Origin of the sequence: Oceanotoga teriensis (assembly GCF_003148465.1) — a bacterium.
Classification (GTDB): Bacteria; Thermotogota; Thermotogae; order Petrotogales; family Petrotogaceae; genus Oceanotoga; species Oceanotoga teriensis.
The window spans coordinates 32634-57912 of record NZ_QGGI01000016.1; the positions used below are offsets into that span (position 1 = coordinate 32634).

Here is a 25279-nt window from a genome sequence, read left to right on the forward strand (position 1 = left end):
CCACAGCCTAATTCTATAATAACAAAGGGGGGGATCTTTGTTCGGTGATTGGGGTTTAGTTAATCACTTGATTTATTATAACACGATTATTGTTACGTCTTTTTTACTTAAGTAACGGTCTTAATTAATTTTAGTTAAATAATATTTAAACTTTTATAATCTTATGTTAATTTTTGATTGCTTTTTAGTTCTATTAATTTCAGACTCTCTCATAAAAGCTTTAATATTAAGTTAATATCTGAATGTTGATATTTATCACATTTTTTAATTATAATTTTTAAATTCAATTTAAACTGTTTAAATATTCTGATATGACCCAAGCTGTGCTAAAAGCATATTGTATATTATAGCCTCCTGTATCTCCATCTACATCTATAACTTCACCTGCAAAATATAGATTTTTAATAATTTTCGATTCCATATTTTTAGGATTTATCTCTTTAGTGTCAATTCCTCCATTTGTAACCATTGCATTATCAAAATTTCCGAGTTCATCTATTGTATATTCATGATCTATTAGAAAATCTGTTATCTTATCTTTTGTTCTTTTATCGATATTATGTGATTTTTGTTTTGGATTTATTTTTATTTTGTTTTCTATATAATCTATAAATCTTTTTGTTAGTTCATATTCTTTAAGTATTGAAAATAAATTGTCATTAGATTTTTTTATTTTTTTATTTATATCTTCTTTGAATAATTCTTTATTTTTTAAATTTATAAAAGAAATCTTTATTTTTTGATTTTCATTTAAATATCTCGAAAAATCGAGTATACAAGGTCCTGAAAATCCTTGATGTGTAATGAGTAAATCATTGATATTTTGTTTTTTATCAGATATTTTTATTTTTGCATTTTTGAAAGATGTACCGGAAAGTTCTTGCATATCAAAATTTTTTATTTTTATATTTGTAAGGGCTGGTTTTGGTGTTATTATATTATGACCAAATTTTTTTGCAAATTCATATCCATCACCATTTGTACCTAAATTTGGGTAAGATTTACCACCAGTAGCTATTATTACCATTTTTGATTTATATTCTGATTTATTTGTTTTTATTATGAAGTCTTTTTCTTTTTTTATACTTTTTACTTTTTCCGAAGTTTTTATTGTATAATTATTTCCTTTTATTATATTAATCAATATATTTAAAATGTCTTTAGATTTCTTTGTTTTTGGAAAATATTTTCCATTTTTATCTATTATGAAATTCATACCATATTTTTGAAAATAATTTATAGTATCATAATTAGTAAATCTAAAAAGTTGTTTTTTTACATAATTTTTTCTTTCTCCATAATGTGTTATAAATTGTTTTATATCTTCATAATGTGTTAAATTACATTGTCCAGATCCAGATATTAAAAATTTTTTACCAATTTCATCATTTTTTTCTATTATTAATACTTTTTTATTTTTTATATTTGCTGCAGCAAACAACCCTGAAGGGCCTGTACCTATTATTACAACATCATAATCCATATTTTTCCTCCTTTTTTTACATCGAAAATTATATCATAAAATTTATTTTTTCCCATTAATTTTTTTCACATCATTTATTAAAATAAAATTAATATTTTTTTAATGTTTATACTTGTTTTATAGTATAAAATTAATTGATTGTTATTTTTTATACTATAGTATATTTATTTGTAATTTTGTGATATCATGTTTATATTTAATATGGGATAATTTAATTTTTTCAAAGGGGAAAAAAATATGGTTTCTGGATTTATAAGTGTATTTTTGTTAATTATTACTATAATTTTTATATTATTTTTTATACTTTATGCATTTAATAAAAAGGATATAATTGGGGCTAATGAATTTATTTTGTTCATGTTTTTGCTTTTGTTAAATACTTCATCAACTTTGATAGAAATATTAGTTAATAATTTTAATTTGATGTTGTTTTTTAGAAATTTATCTCAAATAGGAATTTTTTATGCTCCTGTAGCTGGAGTTTTTTTTGCTTTGAGTTTTACAGGGTTTAATAAAAAAAGAAAAATTTTTATGATTAGTATACAAATTATTCCTATATTAAGTCTTTTTTTGATTTTTACAGATTCTTTTCATCACTTGATGAGAGAAAGTATAAAAATTTTAAGTTTTGATGGATATACTACTTTATTTATAAAAACAACAGTTTTATCTAAAATTTTTGTATCTCATAATTATATTATGGTTATTCTTTCGATAATAATATTACTTTCTTATAGAGGGCCTAAGAAATTTAGAATTCAATCTTGGCTAATTTCTATTGGTTTAGCTTTTCCAGCTATTTTAACTTGGTTTAAAATTATAGGTTTTTTTGATAGTATTCCTATGAGTACTTTTTTTATACCTGGTCTTATATTTGTCGCTTGGGGACTTTTTAAATACGATTTACTTTCTATTTCGCCAATTGCAAGGGATAAGGTTTTTGAAGTTATTAATGAATGTATATTGGTTTACTCTCCAAAAAGCCGTATAATAGATTTAAATCCTGCAAGTAGAGATTTTTTTTATACTTTAATGGATAGAAAAGATAATAATTATTCATTTGATGAAAAAGATAAATTTTATTCAAAAGTAAAAATAATTATTGAAAAAGAATTTCCTGAATGGTTTAAAAATATGGAAAGTAATAAAATAGAACATGTAGAAATAACTGTTAATATTTATAATATGAAAAAACATTATTCTGTTAGTATATATCCATTGAGTACTAAATCGGGTAATGAATTTCTTGGATCTGTTTCGATCTTTAGAGATATTACAGTTGAAAGAAATGAAAAATTAAAACTTATAGATAAAGCAAATACAGATGGTTTAACCGGTCTTTATAATAACACTTATTTTAAATATTTGACAAATATTCAGATTAAAAAATGTAATGAATTCGATAAAAAAGTTTCTCTTATAATGTTTGATATTGATAATTATAAGAGTATAAATGATAAATACGGTCATCTCATTGGAGATGATATTCTTGTACTTATTTCAAAAACGTTGAAATCTATGTTCAGATCTTCTGATATAATTGCGAGATATGGTGGAGATGAATTTGCAATTTTGTTGCCTGAAACTGATATAGATGTTTCTTTAATGCTTGCTGAAAGATTGAGAATGAATATAGAGTCTCTTGTATTCAAAAAAGATGATATTTCACTTTCATTTACAATAAGCATAGGTCTTGTGACTTGTTCAATGGTTGAAAATATGTATTCGGATCTCATATCCGCTGCTGATGAGGCTCTTTATTTTTCTAAAAATAATGGTAAAAATAGGTTAACAATATATGGACATGATTAATTTTTAATATTTTATGTATATAAAGTTAATTTTTTATGTAGTTAAAATCTCCTTTTATTGTATACTGTATAATACTATAAAAGGGGTGATCTGGTGAATACATATAACTATTTAAAAATATTTGAAAATCTTGGTTATGGACTTATAGAAACAGAAATTTTGTACCATAAAAATAAACCCTATGATTTTAAGATATTGGAAATGAATAAAAATGTAAAAAATATTATTAAAGATATAATGAAAAATAACCCAGATCTTGAACTTAAGGAATTTTTTAAATATAGTTTTATAAAAGAGATTAATATGAAAGATTTTTTTGAGGGATATATAAGAAATATAGACAAATTAAATAATAAGCCTATAAATGTTTATAATAAAAAGCTTGATGCTTATTATGAATTTGTAGCTTATTTAAAAAATAGAAAATGTCTTTTTGTTATAAGGGATATTACTAAAGAACAGAAAAAAGATATTTTAATTTATAAGCTACAAAAAAGATTAAATATATCTTTAGATATAGGTAAAATAGGTTGGTGGGAATTAAATATCAAAACTGGCTATATCGAATTTCATAAAAACAAAGCTGAACTTTTAGATTATACTATTGAAGAGTTTCCTAAACATATGTACGATATAATGAAACTCGTTCATCCAGATGACTATGAACATACTATGAATGCAATGAAAAAACATTTAAATGGTGAAGATGAATTTTATCATACGGAGTATCGTATAAGAACAAAAAATGGATATTATAAATGGTTTTATGATCAAGGACAGATAATTGAAAGAGACAAAGATCATTCTCCTTTAAATCTTATTGGTGTTGTTATGGATATTACAGAACGTAAAAATACTGAGTTAAAATTGAAAGAATTAGCAGATTTTGATCCTTTAACTGATTGTTATAATAGGAGAATGGGCTTGATTCTTCTCGAAGAAAAATTAAAATATTCAAAAAGATATCAAAAAAAATGTGTTATATGTTTTATAGATCAGGATAATTTAAAGTATATTAATGATAATTATGGTCATGATATCGGAGATGATTCATTAAAATTGCTTGCAAAAACTATAAAATCTGAAATAAGAGATTCAGATATTTTGTGTCGTATAGGAGGAGATGAATTTTTCATTGTTTTTCCTGATTGTGTCAAAAATTCTGCTTTAAGTGTAATAAACAGGATTAAAAATAAATTGAAAGATATTAATAAAAACTTAGATTTTTATATTGATTTTTCATTCGGTTTTTTTGAATATAATGATTTTGATAGTATAGATATAGATGAGTTTATAAAAAAAGCTGATGAAGATATGTATTCTATGAAAAAATTAAAAAAAATTTCAAAATAAATATTTTTTAGTTTTAAAAAATTTAAAAAGCGGAAGAATTTTATCTTTTAAATTCTTCCGCTTCCCATATTTTTATACTGTAAACATAGTTGAGATCATATTTGAATATTCATCAAAATCAATATTATTTAAAGTTGAAATTTCATTTATATATCTATATGGAATGTTATGATCTTTACTATATAAACTACATAATCCACCAGAAATAGCTCCTATTGTGTCTGTATCTCCACCTAATCTGCTGGAAAGTTTTATAGCTTTAAAAACATTTTCTCTACAATAAAGAAATATTCCTATGGCACTTGGAAATACTTCATTTGTACCTAAACCTGTTCCTATTACATTGTATAAAAAATCTAAAAGTTCTTCATCTTCTTTAATAGATTTTATATATTTTTCTATAAATTTTATCCTCTCTAATGAGCTTGCTCCTGCAACTTCATAATTTGAACTTTGTTTTCCAATATTACAACCCAATTTTATTTTTTTCATAACTTCTTCTAAAGGATAGTTACAAGCCAAATAATGGTATGCAAAACCCAATCCCATAGCACCTTCGAGTGCAAGACTGGTATTATGAGTAGGAATAGAACAGTTTATAATACCTTTTATAAGAGATTTTTCATCTTCTTTTTTTACACATAGACTTGGTGCAAGAACTCTCATAGCCGCCCCACAAGTAGTTCCATTTTTTCCAGATTCATTTACAGGCACTCCATTTTTTATATTTTCAAGAGCTTTTAGTGAATTTGGTCCTATATATCCTTTTTTAACAGCATCTGATTTTATTATCCATTCTTCAAGCGTTTCATATGTATTTTTAATCGTTATTTCTCCATCTTTACTATAACGTTTTATTAAATAAAGAACCTGTTCGGTATCATCAGTTATTTGAAATCTGAAAAGATTCTTATGTAATATTGATTTTGCTGGATCTATGAAATCTTCATCTTCTTTAAGAAAATGTTTTATATGATTTCTGGTCATAAACTCAGTAGGCATACCTATAGCATCTCCTGCTGCAAATGCTTGAAGAACCTTTTCGAATAATTTCATTTAATATTCCTCCTATAGATCATTTCCAGTCATGATATTCTTTTAAGTTTGATTTGTCAACTATTTTTATAGGTACTTGAATATCTGTTGTATAATTTCCATTTATTATCGTTTTATAGGCCATAACTCCACCTATATATCCATAAAGATAAGGAGACATTGCCAATGTAGCATCAAGTTCACCTTTTTCAATTGATTCTTTTGCTTCTTCTATGAAATCACATCCTATAACCATAACTTGATCTTTTTTTCCTACAGCTTTCAAAGCTTCTACAGAAGCAAGAGCCATCGTATCATTGGCACAGAATATTACATCAAGGTCTGGATTTGCCTGTATAAGATTCGATGTTACGTTTAATGCAGTTGTTCTATCCCAATTTCCTGGTTGTACAGATACAATTTTCATATTTGGAGATTTTGCAAGTTCAGAAATACAACCATTTTTTCTTCCTTCTGATTGTGCAGATCCAGGTATTCCCTCTATTATAGCAACTTTAACATTTTTTTCACCTTTAAACTTTTCAACTATATATTGGCCTGGAAGTCTTCCTTGATACTCAAAGTCTACCGCAAGCATTCCATTTATCTTTGCTCCAGCATTTTTAGCTGCTTGTTCATCTACATAAGTTCCTACAGCAATAACAGGTATTTTTCTTTGTGTAGCTTTAGAAACTGCCGGAATAAGATTGAAAGGATTTATAGGTGATATACATAGAGCATCATATCCTTTTATTAACATTGTTTCTAAATAGTTCAGTTGTGCAGAAGCATCTCCTTCTGAAGGTGCTGCAACTACATCGATTTTGAATCCAAAATCTTTTGCCGATGCCTCAAATCCTTCTTTCATAGTTACCCAAAAAGGATTTGCCAAGGTTATTTCAAGAGCTCCTACTTTATAAACTTTATCTGTTTTTTCTGGACTACCGAGTTCTCTCAACACATCACTTTTTGCTTTTTCAAATGCACTTTGTTCAGATAAACCTATGCTAAAAATAGTAATAAAAGTTAAAAATAATGCCAAATATTTCTTCATAATATCCCTCCTGAACAATTATCCTTTATATGAATAATCGTTTCTTATTTTATCTATGAAAACTGCTATAAGAATTACTATACCAATAATTAAATTTTGATAATATGACTGAACATTCAATAGAGTCATTCCATTTCTTAAAACTCCCATTAAAAGAGAGCCTATTATAGCTCCTGTCACAGATCCTGTACCACCCGAAAGACTTGTACCACTCATAACAACAGCTGCAACTGCATCAAGTCCCATGCTCATAGATCCCAATGGTTCTGCACTATTTAATCTTGCTGTAGTTATGATAGCTGCTATACCAGTTGTAAAACCATTTATCATATAAACTATCATTTCATATTTGAATATATTTATTCCACACATTTTTACTGCTTGTCTATTATCCCCTATTGCTAGTGCATAATGACCTATCTTTGTTTTTTTGAATATAAATATAGATATTATTATACAAATCAATGCAATTATTACTGGAATTGGTATTGATAATATAGAGCCTATTCCTAAGAATGAAAAGCTTTTTGGAAACCCATATATAGGAAGTCCTCCTGAAAATATTAGAGCTGCTCCTTGAAAAATACTCATAGTTGCTAAAGTTACTATAAAAGATGGTAAATTTATTTTTGATACAAGAAATCCATTTATAAATCCACATAAAATACTTATTATAAGTCCAGCAAGTATAGCAATAAATACATTTGTTCCGCTTTTCATAAGGCTTGCCATTAATATACCACTCACTACAGCTATTGAACCAACTGAGAGGTCAATCCCGCCAGTAACAATTACAAAAGTCATTCCAATTGAAAGAATTATGTATGTTGAGGACTGTAATAGAATATTTATTAAATTATATCCAGATAAAAATAATGGTGATAAAAATGACATAAGTATAAAAAGTCCTATTAAAGCTATACTTACTCCAAATTCAGGAGCTTTTAAAATATTAAGTTTTTTCATATTTTTCTCCTCCAGCTGATGTTGCATATTTAAGTAAGATCTTTTCATCTATATTTTTATTTTCTAATTCTTTAACAATTTTTCCATCAGATATAATTATTATTCTATTACATAAATCGAGTAGTTCTGGAAAATCTGATGATGCAACTATAGCAGAATTGTTTTCTGAACAGTACTTTCTTATTAGTTGATGTATTTCTTGTTTTGCATTTACATCAACTCCAACAGTTGGTTCATCTAAAAGAAGTATTTTAGATTTTTTTGCCAACCATCTAGCTATTAAAACTTTTTGTTGATTACCACCACTCAAATTCCCACTAATAAAAGACATATTCTGAGTATTTAGTCCAACTTTTTGTGAGTATTCTGAAGATATTTTTTTTATTTTCTTAGTTTTTTTTATTCCTTTTTCAAATATCTCTTTACTCATTGGTAAGGTTATATTTTTTGATATTGATGATTTTAAAGAGAGTCCTGTTCTTTTTCTATCTTCTGTTACAAAGCCTATTCCTCGCATTATAGAGTTGTTTATTGATGGATTTATATATTCTTCAGAATTTATATAAATTTTTCCTTTGTAATTTTTATTTATTCCATAAATACATTCAAATATTTCTGTTCTACCACTTCCAAGTAATCCCGCTATTCCAAGTATTTCTCCCTTTCTCAATTCAAAATTTATTTTTTTAAGTTTTATGGTTGATAAATCTTTTAATTCAAGAATTGTTTCACCTATAATTAGGTTATTTTTTTGTATTGAAGAGATTTTTTTACCCGCCATGAGTTCTATGACTTTTTCTTTTGTTATACTTTTAGTATCAAATGTACCTGTATTTTCACCATCACGCAATATTGTTATCCGCTCAGATATTTTAAATATTTCTTCCATTCTATGAGAAATATATATTATAGATATATTTTTTTCTTTTAATGTTTTTATAATCTCAAAAAGTTTTTTAACTTCTTGAGCACTCAATCCACCTGTTGGTTCATCCATGATCACTATTTTTGCTTTTCTGTTTATGGCTCTCATTATTTCAACTGTTTGTTGCATACCTGTACTCAATTCAGATACTATAGTTTCAGGATCTATATCCATACTAAAACTTTTCATAAGTTTAGAGCTTTCTTTTATCATATATGATTTTGAAATTAATCCTTTTTTTAATGGTTCAAGTCCAAGAAAAATGTTTTCAGCTACACTTTTATGCATTAAAAGTGTTCTTTCTTGAGGTATTAACACTATTCCATTTTCATATGATTTTGATGGAGAAAGTACTTTAAGTTCTTGATCTTTGAATATTATTTTTCCTTCATCTTTTTTTATTAATCCAAAAATAATCTTTATAAGAGTTGATTTACCCGCACCATTTTCTCCAAGGAGTGCATGTATTTCTCCTTCTTTTAAATCAAAAGAAACTTTTTTTAAAGCCTTTACACCTGGAAAATTTTTACTTATATTTTTTACTGAAAGAATTGTTTTTTGCATCTAAAAACCTTCTTTTATTCTGTATATTAGTTCATTTAAATCAGGACCACTTCTTGCCCCTTTTCTTGTACAGGTTATTGCTGCAGCTGTATTAGAATATCTGAGTGATTGTTCAAAATTTTCATTTCTTACATAATGCCAGTATAAAAATGTTCCTATAAATGAATCTCCTGCTCCTGTAGTATCTACCGGTTCTATTTTTAAAGATGGTTGCATTATAAGATCATCAGTGGTACATACACATGCTCCTTTACTTCCAAGAGTTAAAATAATATCACCATTGTATTTATAATTTTCTCTTATAAAATCAATATTTTCGTTTAAATTCGATAAACCTGTTATATCTTTTAAAGTAGAAAAAGATATATTAAAAACATCTATATAATTAAAAAGTTCGGAAAATATTTCATCTGTCATACCAAAACCTTTCATAACAATTGGTGCAACTTGTAAATTGAATACAACAGTTTTTCCTCTTTTTTTAAATTCTTTTGCTGCATAAAGGCATGCATCACTTGGAATAAAATCTGTATAAAGAATATCAAATTCTTCAAATATTTTTTTATTTATTTCATCTTTTGTTAAGTTTAATAGACAATCTCCAAGTCTTGTAAGAATTGATTTGTCTCCATTTTTATCAACATAAATAATTGTAGAAGTTGATATACCATTTTCTTTAGTTATCATATATTTAGAATTTATACCACTTTTTTCTAATCCTTTTTTGATTATTTTTGAACTTTCATCATCTCCAATTTTTGCACAAAAAGCCGTATCTCCACCATACATTGCAATTTGATTTATAACATTTGCACAGCTACCACCATCATAAATTTTTTCATCTATGATGTTAGAAAATCCATCTTTTACAGGTAATCTGTCTACAGTGAATATTCTGTCAATGGCTATACTTCCAAGTCCTAATATTTTCATAATATACCTCCTATAGTTTTCTCATAAGAGAGAAACGTATCATATCATTTCTATAAAATGCTCTTGAATACCATATTGGTTTATTATCAAATGAATAATGAATTTGTTCAATATACATTATTAAATGATTATTTTTTATGGCTAATTTTTCACTTATAAGATCATCTGAACTATATGGATTTAAATAAGTTATTGCATGATCAACTTTGAATTCTTTTTTTTCTGTCAAATAAGATAAAAGAGAACCAGAAAAACTTTCATAATCTTCTTGATTAAAATAAACAAGAGGTACAAAACTTATTTCATAACAAAATGGATTTTCATCAGCTGTTCTAACTCTTTCTATTATAGAAACTTTTGAATCTTTTTTTAGGTCTAATTTTTCAGATATATTTCCATCCGCATAATCTGTTGAATACTTTGAAAATATAGTTCCTGGTCTCATTCCTGAACTTTTTATAAAATCTGTTATTGATCTTAGTTTTTCAAGTCCACCTTGAAGTTTATATTTATTACAATTTATAAAAGTTCCCATTTTTCTTTTTCTGGATATATATCCTTCAAGCTCAAGTTTTTTTAAAGCATCTCTTAAAGCTGTTCTACTTACATTTAATTGTTTTGAAAGTTTAATTTCTGATGGTAATTTATCACTTGTTCTTTCTGGATTATTTATGTATTTTAAAAGTTCTTCATATGTCTTCGATACGACTGACCTTCCATCATTTATTTTCTTTATTTCATCAGACATATATTTTCCTCCTCCATTATTTTAATGGTATTACCAATAACATTATAATCTTTTTTTAAAAATTAATATAATTGAATTATTTATACTTATTAACAAAGAGATTAGTTCTTAATCAAATATATTTAAAAATCTTTTTATTGGTAATACCTATTACTTTTTATTTTATTTTTCTAATAAAAAATAAAAAACCTGATTAACTTTTTATTATTAATCAGGTTTTCATAGTTCATATTTTGAGTTCTTTTATCATTCTATCATGTCTCTTTTTTAAAGTTGAATCTTTTATCTCTGTTGACAATGCTTTAAATTCTTTAAAAAGTTCTTTAAGTTTTTCTTCTTCTTTTAATTTATTATAGAATATCATAAGTTTAAAATATGAATCAAAAAAGAATTTGTTTTCTTTGATCGATTTTTTATAATATGTTTCAGCTTCTATATTTTTATTTTCTATTTCATTTATATGACCCATAGAAAGATATATGAGTGCATCCGCATAATCTTCTTTTTCAGCTTTTAAACCTATTTCATATGCTTTTTGATTTTGTTCTTTTCTCATATAACCATTCATTAAACAATAAGTTATTATAGGATTTTGTGGATATTTTTCTTTCAATTCACCATATATTTTAATTATTCTGTCAAAATCTTCAAGATTTTTATCCAAAAGGTTATGATATCTTATATATACATCTGAATATGAAGGATATTTGTTCAATAAAATCTCCAATGTATCAGCACTTTTTTTATATTCTTCAAGGATCATGTATATATTTGAAAGACTTTCATATATTTTTTTGTTATCTTCGCAATTTTTTATTCCTTCTTCAAGCTTTTCAACAGCTTCTTTTAAATATTTATCCTCTTTTCTTTTTTCTATATCTAAATTTGCAAGATGTGTACATGAATCTGCAAATTCTACATAATATATAGAATTCTTGTTTAATTTAATGGCTTCATTTAAGTATTCTAAAGCTTTTTGATGATCATTTTCAAATCTTTTTAAAATTGCAGCTTGATGGTATGTTTCAGGATCATTTTTTTCGTTTTCTAATTTATATTTTATTTCTTTTAATTTTTCATCATATATTTTTTTTGCCTTTTCTTTCATATCGAGTTGAACATATAAAGAATAAAGTATAACCCAAAATCCTTTATCATCTTGTTCTATGCTTTCTAAATATTTTTCATATGATTCAATAGCATTTTTTATATATCCCATACTTTGATAAACATTTCCAAGCATAAAATAATTTTCATAAGCTTCAGGTTTGAACTTTAAAGCAAGTTTTAAAGATTTTGATGCTTCTTCGAAATCTCTTAATATTATGTTTATACTCGCTATTTTACTGTGTATTTCATAAGAATTGAATTTCTTTTTTAAAGCTTTTTTATACTCTTTAAGAGATTTTTCATATTTACCTTTTTTGTATAATTGATCTGCATTTTCTATAATTTCTTCAAATTTCATATTATCCCTCCATGAAATATATTTCATGGATATTATATCATAATATTAAAAATAACCTGTTAATTGTAATTTTATTCCATTCAATTGTTTATTTGTATACATTGGATGAGTTTTATCATCTATTAATGTGTATAAGAATGAAAAACCGACTTCAAAAAGCTTTTCTCCCGTATATTTTATGTCGCCTGTAAATGTATATGCCGGAGTTATTTTTGAATTATTTATGTCAAATCCTATCAATGTTCCAAATTGAATATCAAAATCTGAATTTTTGTATGATATGTATGGAGATATTCCAGGTGTGAATTTAAAATGCTGATTTGATAATGAATTGAAGTATTCAATTCCAATTGTAAAATCATTTTTCATATACTCTAATCCAAATACATATTTAAAATAATTTTCTTTAAAAAATTTTTTATTTTCACTGTAATTTCTTGTTTTGAAATTTTCTATATAATTTTTTTGTTTGATTATAGTGTCAGTGTTATCTTCATCAGTCTTTGTAGGAGTAGATTCAAAAGTTATATCTATTTCATATATTGAATCTTTTTCTGTGTAATTAGTTCTATAAATACTTTCTTTTTTTTGAGGTATATAGTAGGCACTATCTAAATGCCATGTAAAACCATCTATTGGGATAGTTCCTTCTAAATCAAGTGTTATTATATTTCTATATGGCGTATAAAGTGTTGAAGTTGATTGAATAGTATCTATTATCATTCCAGATGCATCTATAGTATCTTTTATTTTCATTCCATCTATTATAGGACCTATCATGGGATCATTTGAATTTATTTCACCATTTAAAAGTATTCTAACTTTATTATTAGTTCTATCCATATTTAAATTTATATCTTGTGGAAGTTTAAAATGGTAATGATCTCTATAATATCCTATTGTTGTATTTATTCCAAAGAAATTTATGTTTCCTTTTATTCCTAAGTTTAAATCTTCATAAGATATTTTTGAATTTTTACCGTCTATCATCTTGGATATAGTCATGGTTGGTTCGAAAGTCATGATTTTTTTTGATTTTTCTGTGAAAATTAGTAGTTCTTGTTTTGATTTATAATCTGGATTATCATATTTATTTACAGCTGTAAAGTAGCCCTCTAAAGCTATATCATTTAAAAATCCTTGAATTTTTAATCCATCCATAGGAATTTTTTTATCATTCGTAAAAACACCTTTATAATCATTGGCTTGTAGATTTGTAGATGGACTATAATAAAGCCCAGTTCCTGTATTCAAATCAAATCTTCCTATTCTCAAATTAAACGCTTGAGAATAGAAATCATAGAATACTTCTCTAAAAGATATATTAGATATTAAATATGTGGATAATAAATTCATGCTCGGAATTTCAAATGTAAAATCAGGTCTGCTTATTATATAAGCATTATCTTGCAATTGTTCATCTGATATTCCATTCAACAGGGAAAATGAAATATTATATTTGAAAAATGAATTGTCTGAATAGAATTCATTTATTATATCTGTTTTTATTAATTGATATATATCTGAGTTTTCAGATTCAAAATTTTTTGCTATATCAAAATCAATTTTTCCGTTTGCAGAATAGAATATTGAATATACAAATATAAAAGTTATTAATAATATTTTTTTCATATAGATCACCTGTATACCAATATAGGATTTGATATATTGAGTTTATTGAAAAATCTATCTGTTATGGGAATATCATATTCAGCTTCTAAATAATTCATTATAGTTTTTGTATCATTTTGTATATTTTGTATTTCTATTTTTTTCCAAAACTTATTTTTTCCTTCTTTTATAAGATCTTGAGATTTCATAATTTTTATAAGTTCACCTTTTTTATTATAAAAGTATGCTTGTTCTAACATCATCTCTTTTTTCAATATTATCATTTCTACTCTTGAATAATCTACATTTTCATCATCATTTGTAATTTGTATTTTCCAATTATTTTCATCTTCTGAAATTATTTTTGAATTTTCATCATCTTCTATATCTCCAGTTATTAAATTCATATCCGAATATTTTATATCTGTATCAAGAAAGTTTTCATCTTTTGAAGAACCAGAAATTCTTTTTACTTTTCTCAATGCTGGTAAATATACGTATTGTTCATCTTCAGATAAATTTAAAACTGTAGTATTTCTAACATCTACAGGTGAGTTTATTCTAAGTATAGTTTTATTTTTTGTTTCTCCATTTTCTTCATATATTAATACATATATATCTAATTCTTTTATACTTTTATTACCATTTTTTTCTACTATCAATTCATAACTTTGTTTAGCTGTCTTAAATGTTTTCATTGAATCTGAAAGTTGTTTTAAAATATCTTTTGCTGAATCTGCAAAGATATTTATAGATAGCATTGATAATACTAATATCATTAAAATAACAACTTTTTTCATTCTACTCAGCTCCTTTATTTTTAAGAAAATTCTTTTTATAGAATTTATCCGGTAATATATTTAAAATTATTGGAAATATAGTTAATGTCATTATAAAAGCTATAAATATATTAAAAGCAGTTATAGCTCCAAATTGTGCCATAAAGCCAACTTTTGCAAAACTTAAAGGTAAAAATCCAAATATTGTAGTTAATGCTGCAGAAAATATTGCATTTCCAGTGGTTGAGGATGCATTTATTATGGATTTGTATTTATCATGAGTTTTTATATATTCTTCACTGAATCTACTTAAGTAATGAATTATATAGTCTATTCCAAGGCCTATGACTATTGAAGCTATTGTTATTGTAGCTGCATTTAAATAAAATCCTACGAATTTTATGAATCCAAAATTCATTATCAGAGTTATCCCAAGGGGAATCATGGCTATTAATCCAAATATAAATGATTTCATTATTATCATAAAAGCTATTGTTACCAATATTAAAGCAATAAAAAGACTTAATAATTGACTATCTATCATTATTTTATTTAAATTGGCCGTAACTATTGAATTTCCTGTTAAATTAATGTCCAGTTTATTGGTATCTCCAGAAATAGGTACTAAGATATCATTTACATAAAAAGATAGTTCTTTGAGATCTTTTTCTTCTATATTTATTTTTTCTTTGTTTTGCAATAATTTTTCATAAACATATTTAGCTTTTAATTCTTTCTCAGATTGATATAAATAATTTTGTATATAATCATCATTTTTTTCAATCATAGAGATAAATGTATTCATATTTACTTTATTTTCATCATATGATTCTAAAAACTCGTTAAATCTGTTGAGCATATCTTCTTGATTTAATGATTTTAATATTTCTAAAACATCTTTATCTTTAGCATCTAATAAAGTGTTTAATATTATTTCCTCATAATTTCCATGTCTGGATAATACAAAAAATTTGAGTTCATTTTCAAATCCTTCTATAGATCTATAGTCTTCTTTATTGAAAGGTATTACATCATAAGAATATATTATATTATCTTTCATAAAATTTTGAGCTTTTTGAGAAAGATTATATACCAAATCAACATCAGATGTCCCCATTTTAAATTCCATAATAGATTCTGAACTATCTAAAATAGCTATTTGTCTTAGAGAATCAGAGCCTTTCAAAAACAAAAATATTTGAGACATGGCTGAATTATCTGCTGGTATATACTCAATGCCATCATAACTTTTCATCCAATTAGAGACTAAATCAGAAAATCCCCTTGAACTATCAACTTTTTCAAATTTTTGTATATATTCTTTTATATTTCTCATAACTCTATTATAATAAAAATCTTGATACATATTTTCTTTATCACCTTTTAAATAAAGTGTTATATAGTTATTTCCACCAAAATTATTTTCTATATAATCAGATCCTTTTATAGAATCTGAATTTTTTGGAAGATACAGTTCTAAATCCATTTTTGCTTCTAATTTTGGTATTTGTATTGTAAAAATGGTTATTAATATTATTATTGAAAGAATTATTAATTTTTTATTTTTTAAAACTAATTTTGTATATTTTTTTAAAAATTCATTATGACCTTTTTCATTAAGAATTTTCTTTTTTTTGGGTCTTATTAAAAAAATTAAAGCTGGACCAAATATTAAAGATATCATAAATGCATAAGTTATTCCTACACTGGCCATTATAGCGAGTTGTGAAATTGGTTTAATTCCGGCTGTTACAAGACTTAAAACTCCTATTATAGTGGTTATTGTTGTTAAAAATATAGGCTTTAAAATGCTTTTATATGTTTCTTTTATCGAGCTTTCCACATTAAAGCCTTTTGAAATATCTTCATTATATCTATTAAAAAAATGTATTGAATAATCAACGCCTATACCAATTAGAATTGTTGGAACCATCAATGTTATACTGGTTAAAGTATTGAAAGATAATACCATAGTCCCCATAACCCATACTACTGATATCAAAACCGTTATTATTGGTATAAATATCCCTGTAAAACTTCTAAACATAAAATAAAGCACTGATATTATTAATATAAGAGCAAATGGAAAAATCCTTAAAATATCTTCAACAGACATTTTAGCCATTTCTTCATTCATAAAAATTAATCCAGAGTAGTAAATATCATCATAATTATAATTTAAAAATATTTTTTCTATATTTTTTTTCAAACTATAAAAATCATAATCTTTATCTTTAGTGTTTATTTCAAGTGTAAAAAGCACAGCTTTTCCATCTTTAGATATAAAATTTTCTTTTAATATATCATCCGATAATATTTCATCTTCTAAATCTAAAGTCTTATCAGAAAGATCATACATTTCTGTTAAACTTCCAACTTCTATTCCATTTTTTTCAGACTTTATTCTTATAACATTTGTGAGAGAATTTACACTTTTTACTTCTTTTAATTTTTGAAGCTCTTTTGTTATAAGTTCTATATCATATAATTTAGAATATATATTATCAAGTTCTACCCCAACTATTAAAAAATCTTTTTTACCAAATTTTTTTGTAACTTCATTATACTTGATAACTTCAGGGTCATTTTCGGATAAATAAGACAGCATATCTTCTTTTACTGTAATATCTGTTAATTGATATCCTAAGAAAATAGTTATCAAAACAATCAGTACTATACTTAATATGCTTAAAACTTTATTTTTCATGATATCCTCCCTATTGATATAAAATTAGTTAATATTTTTAATTATTAATAATTATAACTGTTTTTTACATCGATTGTCAAATTTTATTATTATATTTTTATTTGACAAAAAAAATTATAGATGTTATCATCAAGAAAAATAAATTTTTTAAGAAGGTATAAATATGAAGAATAAGAATAAAAATAACAAATTACTTTTAGAGATGTTATTAGATCTCGTAAATAGTTTTACATCAAATCTTGATTTTAAAAAAAGCAAAAAAGCTCTTTCTTTAAAACCCATTGAATTTAATATACTGAGTTTGATTTATTATAAAGGGCCACAAAAGATGAAAGATTTGGCTGATTATCATAATTTAACAAAAAGTGCAATTACAATAATAGTTGATAAACTTGAAAGTAATGATTATTTAAAGAGAATTAGATCTTCTAAAGATAGAAGAATTATTCATATTCATCTAACAAAAGCAGGTAAAATAATGGTTGAAGAATTTTTAGAAGATCTCAATATAAAATTGATGGATATGTTAGACCCTATATCCGATGAAGAATTAGAAGTTTTATTTGAAACAGTTAATAAAATACACTCAAAAAAACATAAAAAAATATAGAGGTTATACCTCTATATTTTTTAATTTTTAAGCCTCATTTCAGCATATTTAGATTTGAATCCACTTCTTTCATAAAGTTTTCTTGCGGGATTATCATATTCTACATGTAAAGCTATATCTCCTTTACATTTTTTAGCAGTCTCTTTTATAAGATTTCCCCCGATTCCTTTTCCTCTGTATTCATCGTGAACAGCTATATAAACTAATATATTTTCTGGTATATAACCATTCATTCCAGTATTGTTTATTACAACACTACCTATTATTTCATCTTGATCATGGAGCACCAGAACAAATCCACCTTTTCCTTTTTCATCAGAAAGAGCATAATCAATTGCATCGATTATATCTTCTAAAGGATCACCAAATCTTCCAAGATGTTCATGGAGAAATTCTGCTACCTCATTTTTCGTAAAATCTATATCATCTTCGAGAAAATCTTCTCTGCTTGTAACAAATTCAAGATTGATACTTTCCGTATTCATATTTTTTAATTTAAACAACAGTATAACACCTCCAAATTTTTTAAAGATAAAAAAAATAGTCTTCAATATTATGTTATCACATTTCTTAACTTTATTTAATACAAAAGCAATAATTTTATTTTAAATCTAAATAAATTCTTTTAAATCTTAATATTATATTTTGTTTTTCATAACATAAAAAGCATTCATATTTATATTCTATATGAATGCTTTTATTTTTATATGTGAATTTCAGGAATAGTTATTTTTTCATGTGGATTATCTTTGAATATTAAATATCTATCATGCATATCTTTTTCTCTATCTATTTTATCTATTACTTCTGGAGCATAAGTAACTTTATGTAAGAGATATTTTAAAGGTATTCCCATATCACTTAAAGTTTTTAAATCTCTTATCCAGTCTGGAATTTCAACTGGTGCATCAGAAGACAAAAATAATGGTATATTACTTTTATATATATCCAAAAATCTATAAGCTTTTTCTGTTCTCAATCCCAATCTTTTTTCTAATATTGGTTTATCAGAATTTATAAACTCAGGTTGCATATCAAGAATTATATTATATTTTTCAAGTTTTTTTATTTGTTCATCATGTAAAATAGCTGAATGTATTATTCTATGAAGACCTATTGGATTTATTTTTTCAAATATTTCTAATATTATGTCTATAGATGCATCTCCTATTGCATGCATTGCAAGATGAAGTTTTTTATCTTCACAAAATAACAATACTTTCATCAATTCTTCTTTATTCCAAACAAATTTCCCTTTAGTATTTCTATCCTTATAAACTTCTCTCATATATGCAGTCCATCCACCAAAAGATCCATCTAAATAAACTTTAACAGCTTTATATTTTTTGAAATATCCTCTTTCATAATATTTTAAAAGCTCATCATATGAATTAACAGCTATTTTCTCATATACTTTTAAATATTCATCATCATATGGTAAATCATCTACAGTTATTCCATGAATATCTTCTGAATGAACAAATCCATAACCCTTAGAAATCAAATAATTCTTTGCCTCTTCATATGCACCATTTATATCTGTAAAATATCCTATTTTTTCATATATTTTTTCCAATGCTTTTTCATATATATATCCATTTGATCTATTAACATATTTTTCTGATTCTTCAAAATCTAAATTTTCTAAAAGATTTGTATTTGCAATGGCAACATGTCCACATCTTCTTATAAGTAAAATATTTTTCTCTGTTTTAAAATCATCTAAAATATCTTTATTTAGATCACAATCTTGTTCCGACCATCCACGTAATACTATATCTTTTTTATCTTTTAAAAGCTCTTCTTCGATTATTTTTTTTATGTTTTCATTATCTTTATGTTCAAGATCAGGATTATTAAGTTTTTCTCCAAAGCCCAGAAGATGAAGATGAGTATCTGTTGCTAAAGGAGTTACAAAATAATTAAAATTGTGTTTTGTATTAATTGTATAAAAATCTCCGTTTCTTCTAAGCTTTTTCATATACTTTCTAATGCCCCCTTAAAATATCATTATTATATTTACTATATCTATGATATCAAAAGTTTTTATTTTTTAAAAATCTATTCAAAAAAGAATATGTTTAAATATTTTATTTTTTTATCATCTCTTTATAAAATCTATACATCTAATTTATTTTATTTATACATTTTATGTGTTATGATATACATAAATTAGGCATACCTAATTTAAGGAGGTTTATTATGAAAAATTCAGTTATAGTATTTTGGTCAGCAACAGGAAATACAGAAGCTATTGCCAATGAACTTGAAGATGCTTTGATAAGTGAAGGATCTACAGTTAAAAAACTATTTGTAGATGATGCAACTTTAGAAGATTTAGAGAATGCAGATATAATAGCCCTCGGTTGTCCTGCAATGGGTGCTGAAATTTTAGAAGATGGTTCAATGGAACCATTTGTAGAATCGCTATCTAATTTTAATTTTTCAAATAAAAAAGTGGCTCTTTTTGGTTCATATGACTGGGGTGATGGTCAATGGATGAAAGATTGGGAAGAAAGAATGGAAAGTTATGGAGCTACTTTGGTTTCAGAAGGACTTATAGTTCATCTTCATCCAGAAGATGAGGACATTCAAAAATGTAAAGAAATGGCACATAAATTGGCAAATTAGACATCTGTACTTGCAACTCCAGGCTTTGTGTACCTCTATTTTTACCATTTGTTTAGCTTGAACTATTCCTTTAAGCGGGCTCAAAGAGCCCGTTTAAATAGTAAAAAATAAAAACGAACAATTATTCTTTTTTGAAAGGAGATATTATGCAAATACAAAAAGAAGATATAAGAGAAAATATAATAGAAACATCTAAACTTTTATTTTTTGAAAAAGGATATATTAAAACAAAAATATCTGATATATCAAAAAAATCCGGTATCCCAGTTGGAAATATATATAATTATTTTGATTCTAAAGATTCTATTTTTTATACATGTATTGAAAATACTTTAAAAATTATAGATAAATGGTTTTTGGAGCAAGAAAAGAAAAAAAATATGATTCTAGATTTTCATAGTGAGCTTATCCTGAAAGAACTCGATGATATGATAGATTTTATCATTAATAATAAAGTAGAAATAAATCTTATTTTTAATATTTCTTATGGAACTAATTTTGAATATATTCCAGAAAAAATATTGAAAAGATACTTTGAAGTTGGAAAAAATCAAATGTCATTGATGAATTATAAGAATAATAATTATAATATTTCCAATTTTATTTTAAAACAATTAATATCTCTTTATTTTAGAGTTCTTGTAGAAGTAACTTCTAACGATTATTCAAAAGAAGAAATTAAAAATATTTTAAAAGAACTTATAAATTTTTTATATTCAGGGTCATATGGTTTATTAAAAGATTTGAAAATTTACCATTAATGGGGGGAGATTTTTATGGAAATTTCCAAAGATAATATTTTGAAAGATGATATGGGTTTTTTATTCAAGAAACTCGCAATACCAGGAATTATAGGAATGTTTGCATTGGGTCTTTATAATTTTGTAGATGCAATATTCATAGGTCAATTTGTTAGTAAAGAAGGTCTTGGTGCAATCACACTCGCATATACAATCGTTCTTATAAATCAGTCTATAACAACATTATTTGGAAATGGTGCAATGTCTGTTTTGTCAAGAGCCATTGGGAAAAATGATTCTAATAAAATTGAAAAAATTGCTGGTAATGTATTAATCTTAACTTTCTTATTTTCTCTCATTTTAACGATAATTGTAAATGTTTATGCTGAAAATATTATTTCATTTTTAGGGGGAAAAAATGAAATTTTAAATCTTGCAGTAGACTATGTAAAAGTATTATCTTTAGGATTTGTTTTTGCTTCTTCGGGGCCAGCTTTAAATTTTTTGATTAGGGCTGAGGGGAGAATGAAAACAGCCATGAAGATGGTTTTTATTTCAATATTCATGAACATAATTCTTGATCCCATTTTTATAATAGGTTTTAAACTGGGTATTAAAGGTGCTGCATGGGCTACAGTCATATCTCAAATTACATATTTTATTATAAATATATTATATATTCAAAAAAGTTCAAGTTATGCAAAAATTAAATCATTTAATTTGAATTTCGATATAATATTGAATATATTAAACCCAGGAATTTCAGCAATGGCATTGAATATAGTTGCTATTATTCAGCAAATAATAATATTTAGACTTTTGGCAAAATATGGTGGAGATTTTCATATAATAATAATGGGAACATGTTTAAGAGTTTTTATGTTTTTTTATACTCCTCTATGGGGTATTGGCCAAGCATTGGCATCTGTTTCTGGAATAAATTATGGAGCCGGAAATGTACATAGAACATATTTTTCATTAAAATATTTTAATATCATAGGAACTATAATATCTTTTATGTGCTGGTTAATTTTCATGTTATTTCCAGAATTTATATTGAGCTTATTCATCAATAATACAGAATATATAGTTGATGGTGCTCCTTTATTTAGAATTCTTTTATCTGTATTTTTTATTTATTCAATAGAAGTTAACTATATAAGTTTTTTTCAGGCACTTGGAAAAGGTCTCCATGCATCTATATTAACTATTGGTAGACTCGTAATAATTTTTATTCCTTCTGTATACATTCTTAGTTATTTTATGCAATCAGATGGAATTTGGATTTCTCTTCCTTTAGCTGATATCTTAATAACGATCACTGGAGCTATTTTAATAAAAATATTAAAGACCAAACAAATGAAAAGGGTCACTTTATAGTGACCCTTTTTCATTATTTTTTAAAAAAAGTATAGTTGTATTTCTCTTTTGTATTATTTTTGGTTTTAATTCGGAGTAATTATTATTGGATCTTTCTAAATCATCGTTTAGTATAACTTCATCTATTATTTTTATCTCTTTTTTATTCTTCAATTTTTTTATCTCTTTTTTTAAAGTTTTATGAAAATTATCTTTTCTTCTCTGATCTTCTTCATAACTATTTTCAACTCTTTTTATTGTTCTTCCACTTACAGGTTCAACTTTATCTACTTTAAAATCCATAATAATCACCTCCTTTTATTATTTTTCTTTCATATATTTTATCGTCTGAATATAATTAAAATTAAACTTTTTATAATAAAATAAATTTATTTTGTTACTAATAAGAAATAAAAAAGAAAAAAAAGAATAGTATATTATAGTTGAACAGTTATTCAACTATAATATACAAGGGGGAATTTGATGAAGAAAATAAATCCTAAATATTTTCAATTGGCATCAGAAGTTTTATCGGCTATGGGGGATATGACAAGATTTAAAATACTTTATGAACTCACAAAAAAAGATTTTTTAACAAACTCAGAGATCTCTGAAAATTTAGATATGAGTAAAAGTGCGATATCACATCAAATGAGGATATTAAAAAATCTAAACCTCGTAGATTATAAAAAAGATGGTAGAAATATTCTTTATTTTCTCACAGATCCCCATATAAAAAAAATAATTCAAATTGCAATAGAACATGTAGATGATTTTATCTATTAAGGGAGGGTTTTTTATGAAAAGATTAATTTCTTTGTTGATAACAGTAATTATAGTTTTTGGTGTCATTTTTTCTTTGATTCTTTTTAACAATAAAAGTGTAAATTCAAATTCGAATTTGAATATAGTTTCAACTACTGGTATGATTAATGATATAGTGATTAATATAGCTGGTGATAAAGCTGAGACTATATCTCTTATGGGATCTGGTGTAGATCCACATCTTTATAAAGCTTCTGAAAGTGATGTCAGCAAGATGGAAAATGCAAATATAATATTCCACAATGGTTTACACCTTGAAGGAAAGATGGCTGAAGTTTTTGAAAATATGAAAAAACTTGGTAAAACAACGGTAGAAGTTTCAGAAGATATTCCAGAAAATATGCTTTTAGAACCTGATGACGGGTATGGAACTCATGATCCACATATATGGTTTAATGTGAATTTATGGATCATGGCTTCTGAAAAAGTATATGAGACTTTATCAGATTATGATAAGAAAAATTCTGAATATTATAAAAAGAATTATGAAAATTATATAAGATCTTTAAATGAATTAAACGATTATGTCATTAAAAAAGTTAAAGAAGTTCCTGAAGATAAAAGAGTGCTCATAACTGCTCATGATGCTTTTAATTATTTTGGAAATGCGTATGGATTTTCAGTTAAGGGAATTCAAGGTATTTCTACCTCGTCTGAAGCTGGAACAAAAGATATAATAGAACTTGCAGATTATATAGCAAAAAACAAAATTAAAGCTATTTTTATAGAATCTTCTATTCCAAAAAGAAATATTCAAGCTTTGCAAGAAGCCGTAAAATCAAGAGGTTTTAATGTTGAAATAGGTGGAGAGTTATTCTCAGATGCTATGGGTGATGCTGGAAGTTTTGAAGGAACATATTATGGAATGGTTAAGCATAATGTAGATACTATAGTGAATGCTTTAAAATAATTATTTAAGGGGTGAGTTCATGTCACAATACGCTTTAGAAGTCAACGATTTAACTGTAGCATATAAAAATAAACCTGTTTTATGGGATATTGATTTAGAAGTTCCTGAAAATAATCTTATGGCAATAGTCGGTCCGAATGGAGCTGGTAAATCTACTTTCATAAAAGCAGTTTTGAATATAATAAAGCCAATTGCTGGTAGTGTTTTAATAAAAGGTAATTCTTATAAAGAAAATATTGAAAAAGTTGGTTATGTGCCTCAGAGAGGTTCTGTTGATTGGGATTTCCCAACTACCGTATTAGATGTTGTCAGTATGGGAGCTTATAGAAAACTTGGCTGGATAAAACTTCCAGGTAAAAAAGAAAAAGATGAAGCAATCTCTGTTTTAAAAAAAGTTGGAATGGAAAAATTTGCTAATAGACAAATAAGTCAATTATCCGGCGGACAACAACAAAGAGTATTTTTGGCAAGAGCTTTACTTCAAAATGCCGATATATACTTTATGGATGAACCATTTCAAGGTGTAGATGCAACAACTGAAAAAGCTATAATTAATATATTGAAGGAATTAAGAGAACAAGGCAAAACAGTTATAGTCGTGCATCATGATCTTCAAACAGTAAAAGAATATTTTGATTCTGTAACAATTTTAAATGTTAGAAAAATAGCTTCTGGACCGGTAGAGCAAGTTTTTACTGAAGAAAACTTACATAAAGCTTATGGCGGAAGTATATCTTTTTTAAGAGAAAGACTGGGAAAGTGATAT

At 25.3% G+C, this 25279-nt stretch carries 23 protein-coding genes; 9 read left to right on the forward strand and 14 right to left on the reverse strand.

Features of this window, described 5'->3' with window-relative positions; genetic code table 11:
- Positions 1–283: 283 nt before the first annotated feature.
- A complete protein-coding gene (locus C7380_RS10380; protein ID WP_109605634.1) occupies positions 284–1483 on the reverse strand; it encodes a BaiN/RdsA family NAD(P)/FAD-dependent oxidoreductase in 1200 nt (399 codons plus the stop codon).
- A gap of 237 nt (positions 1484–1720) precedes the next feature.
- Here C7380_RS10380 and C7380_RS10385 point away from each other — a divergent pair, with 237 nt between their 5' ends.
- Positions 1721–3295 (forward strand): histidine kinase N-terminal 7TM domain-containing diguanylate cyclase, encoded by a 1575-nt coding sequence (locus C7380_RS10385; RefSeq protein WP_109605636.1) that lies wholly within the window; start codon positions 1721–1723, stop codon positions 3293–3295.
- Positions 3296–3388: 93 nt separating this feature from the next.
- Positions 3389–4648: a sensor domain-containing diguanylate cyclase gene (locus C7380_RS10390; RefSeq protein WP_109605638.1), complete on the forward strand. Its 1260-nt coding sequence runs from the start codon at positions 3389–3391 to the stop codon at positions 4646–4648.
- Positions 4649–4720: 72 nt separating this feature from the next.
- Here C7380_RS10390 and C7380_RS10395 read toward each other — a convergent pair whose 3' ends face one another.
- The 10 genes from C7380_RS10395 to C7380_RS10440 form a co-directional block, all read right to left on the reverse strand.
- Positions 4721–5704 (reverse strand): ADP-ribosylglycohydrolase family protein, encoded by a 984-nt coding sequence (locus tag C7380_RS10395; protein WP_109605640.1) that lies wholly within the window; start codon positions 5702–5704, stop codon positions 4721–4723.
- 19 nt (positions 5705–5723) lie between these two features.
- Complete coding sequence (locus C7380_RS10400) at positions 5724–6737, reverse strand: sugar ABC transporter substrate-binding protein (protein ID WP_109605642.1); 1014 nt, start codon at positions 6735–6737, stop codon at positions 5724–5726.
- Between the two features lie 18 nt (positions 6738–6755).
- Entirely contained in the window at positions 6756–7703 is a 948-nt protein-coding gene (locus C7380_RS10405; RefSeq protein ID WP_109605644.1) for an ABC transporter permease, read from the reverse strand.
- Positions 7690–9192, reverse strand: a complete 1503-nt coding sequence (locus tag C7380_RS10410; protein WP_109605646.1) for a sugar ABC transporter ATP-binding protein — start codon at positions 9190–9192, stop codon at positions 7690–7692. Before C7380_RS10410 ends, C7380_RS10405 begins: the two co-directional genes overlap by 14 nt.
- Positions 9193–10125 (reverse strand): carbohydrate kinase family protein, encoded by a 933-nt coding sequence (locus tag C7380_RS10415; protein WP_109605648.1) that lies wholly within the window; start codon positions 10123–10125, stop codon positions 9193–9195.
- Positions 10126–10135: 10 nt separating this feature from the next.
- Positions 10136–10873, reverse strand: coding sequence for a GntR family transcriptional regulator (locus C7380_RS10420; protein ID WP_109605650.1), 738 nt, complete (start codon positions 10871–10873; stop codon positions 10136–10138).
- A gap of 226 nt (positions 10874–11099) precedes the next feature.
- A complete protein-coding gene (locus C7380_RS10425; RefSeq protein ID WP_158274877.1) occupies positions 11100–12341 on the reverse strand; it encodes a tetratricopeptide repeat protein in 1242 nt (413 codons plus the stop codon).
- A 45-nt stretch (positions 12342–12386) separates the two neighbouring features.
- A complete protein-coding gene (locus C7380_RS10430) occupies positions 12387–13973 on the reverse strand; it encodes a hypothetical protein (RefSeq protein WP_109605654.1) in 1587 nt (528 codons plus the stop codon).
- A gap of 5 nt (positions 13974–13978) precedes the next feature.
- Entirely contained in the window at positions 13979–14752 is a 774-nt protein-coding gene (locus C7380_RS10435; protein WP_109605655.1) for an outer membrane lipoprotein-sorting protein, read from the reverse strand.
- A gap of 1 nt (position 14753) precedes the next feature.
- A complete protein-coding gene (locus C7380_RS10440) occupies positions 14754–17438 on the reverse strand; it encodes an efflux RND transporter permease subunit (protein WP_109605657.1) in 2685 nt (894 codons plus the stop codon).
- A 163-nt stretch (positions 17439–17601) separates the two neighbouring features.
- Between C7380_RS10440 and C7380_RS10445 the strand changes: the two genes are divergently transcribed.
- Positions 17602–18048, forward strand: coding sequence for a MarR family winged helix-turn-helix transcriptional regulator (locus C7380_RS10445; protein WP_109605665.1), 447 nt, complete (start codon positions 17602–17604; stop codon positions 18046–18048).
- Between the two features lie 20 nt (positions 18049–18068).
- On the opposite strand, the gene C7380_RS10450 is transcribed toward C7380_RS10445, so the two are convergent.
- Both C7380_RS10450 and C7380_RS10455 read right to left on the reverse strand, forming a co-directional pair.
- Positions 18069–18551 carry a GNAT family N-acetyltransferase gene (locus C7380_RS10450; protein ID WP_206050584.1) on the reverse strand — a complete coding sequence of 161 codons (483 nt, stop codon included), beginning with the start codon at positions 18549–18551 and terminating at the stop codon, positions 18069–18071.
- A gap of 200 nt (positions 18552–18751) precedes the next feature.
- Positions 18752–20029, reverse strand: coding sequence for an amidohydrolase family protein (locus tag C7380_RS10455; protein WP_109605667.1), 1278 nt, complete (start codon positions 20027–20029; stop codon positions 18752–18754).
- Between the two features lie 221 nt (positions 20030–20250).
- Here C7380_RS10455 and C7380_RS10460 point away from each other — a divergent pair, with 221 nt between their 5' ends.
- From C7380_RS10460 to C7380_RS10470, 3 genes are all read left to right on the forward strand, one after another.
- Positions 20251–20679, forward strand: a complete 429-nt coding sequence (locus tag C7380_RS10460) for a flavodoxin (protein ID WP_109605669.1) — start codon at positions 20251–20253, stop codon at positions 20677–20679.
- 146 nt (positions 20680–20825) lie between these two features.
- Positions 20826–21440 carry a TetR/AcrR family transcriptional regulator gene (locus C7380_RS10465; RefSeq protein ID WP_109605671.1) on the forward strand — a complete coding sequence of 205 codons (615 nt, stop codon included), beginning with the start codon at positions 20826–20828 and terminating at the stop codon, positions 21438–21440.
- Between the two features lie 15 nt (positions 21441–21455).
- Complete coding sequence (locus tag C7380_RS10470; protein ID WP_109605673.1) at positions 21456–22799, forward strand: MATE family efflux transporter; 1344 nt, start codon at positions 21456–21458, stop codon at positions 22797–22799.
- Here the strand turns inward: C7380_RS10470 and C7380_RS10475 are convergent.
- A complete protein-coding gene (locus C7380_RS10475; protein WP_109605675.1) occupies positions 22794–23081 on the reverse strand; it encodes a hypothetical protein in 288 nt (95 codons plus the stop codon). The genes C7380_RS10470 and C7380_RS10475 overlap by 6 nt on opposite strands.
- Positions 23082–23261: 180 nt before the next feature.
- Here C7380_RS10475 and C7380_RS10480 point away from each other — a divergent pair, with 180 nt between their 5' ends.
- From C7380_RS10480 to C7380_RS10490, 3 genes are read left to right on the forward strand one after another with little or no spacing between them, the layout of a single operon-like run.
- Complete coding sequence (locus C7380_RS10480; protein WP_109605677.1) at positions 23262–23564, forward strand: ArsR/SmtB family transcription factor; 303 nt, start codon at positions 23262–23264, stop codon at positions 23562–23564.
- A 13-nt stretch (positions 23565–23577) separates the two neighbouring features.
- On the forward strand, positions 23578–24513 hold the full coding sequence (locus tag C7380_RS10485) for a metal ABC transporter solute-binding protein, Zn/Mn family (protein WP_109605679.1): 936 nt from the start codon (positions 23578–23580) through the stop codon (positions 24511–24513).
- Positions 24514–24532: 19 nt separating this feature from the next.
- The gene (locus tag C7380_RS10490) at positions 24533–25276 is read left to right on the forward strand and encodes a metal ABC transporter ATP-binding protein (protein ID WP_109605680.1); all 744 of its coding nucleotides are present in this window, start codon (positions 24533–24535) and stop codon (positions 25274–25276) included.
- Positions 25277–25279: the final 3 nt, after the last annotated feature.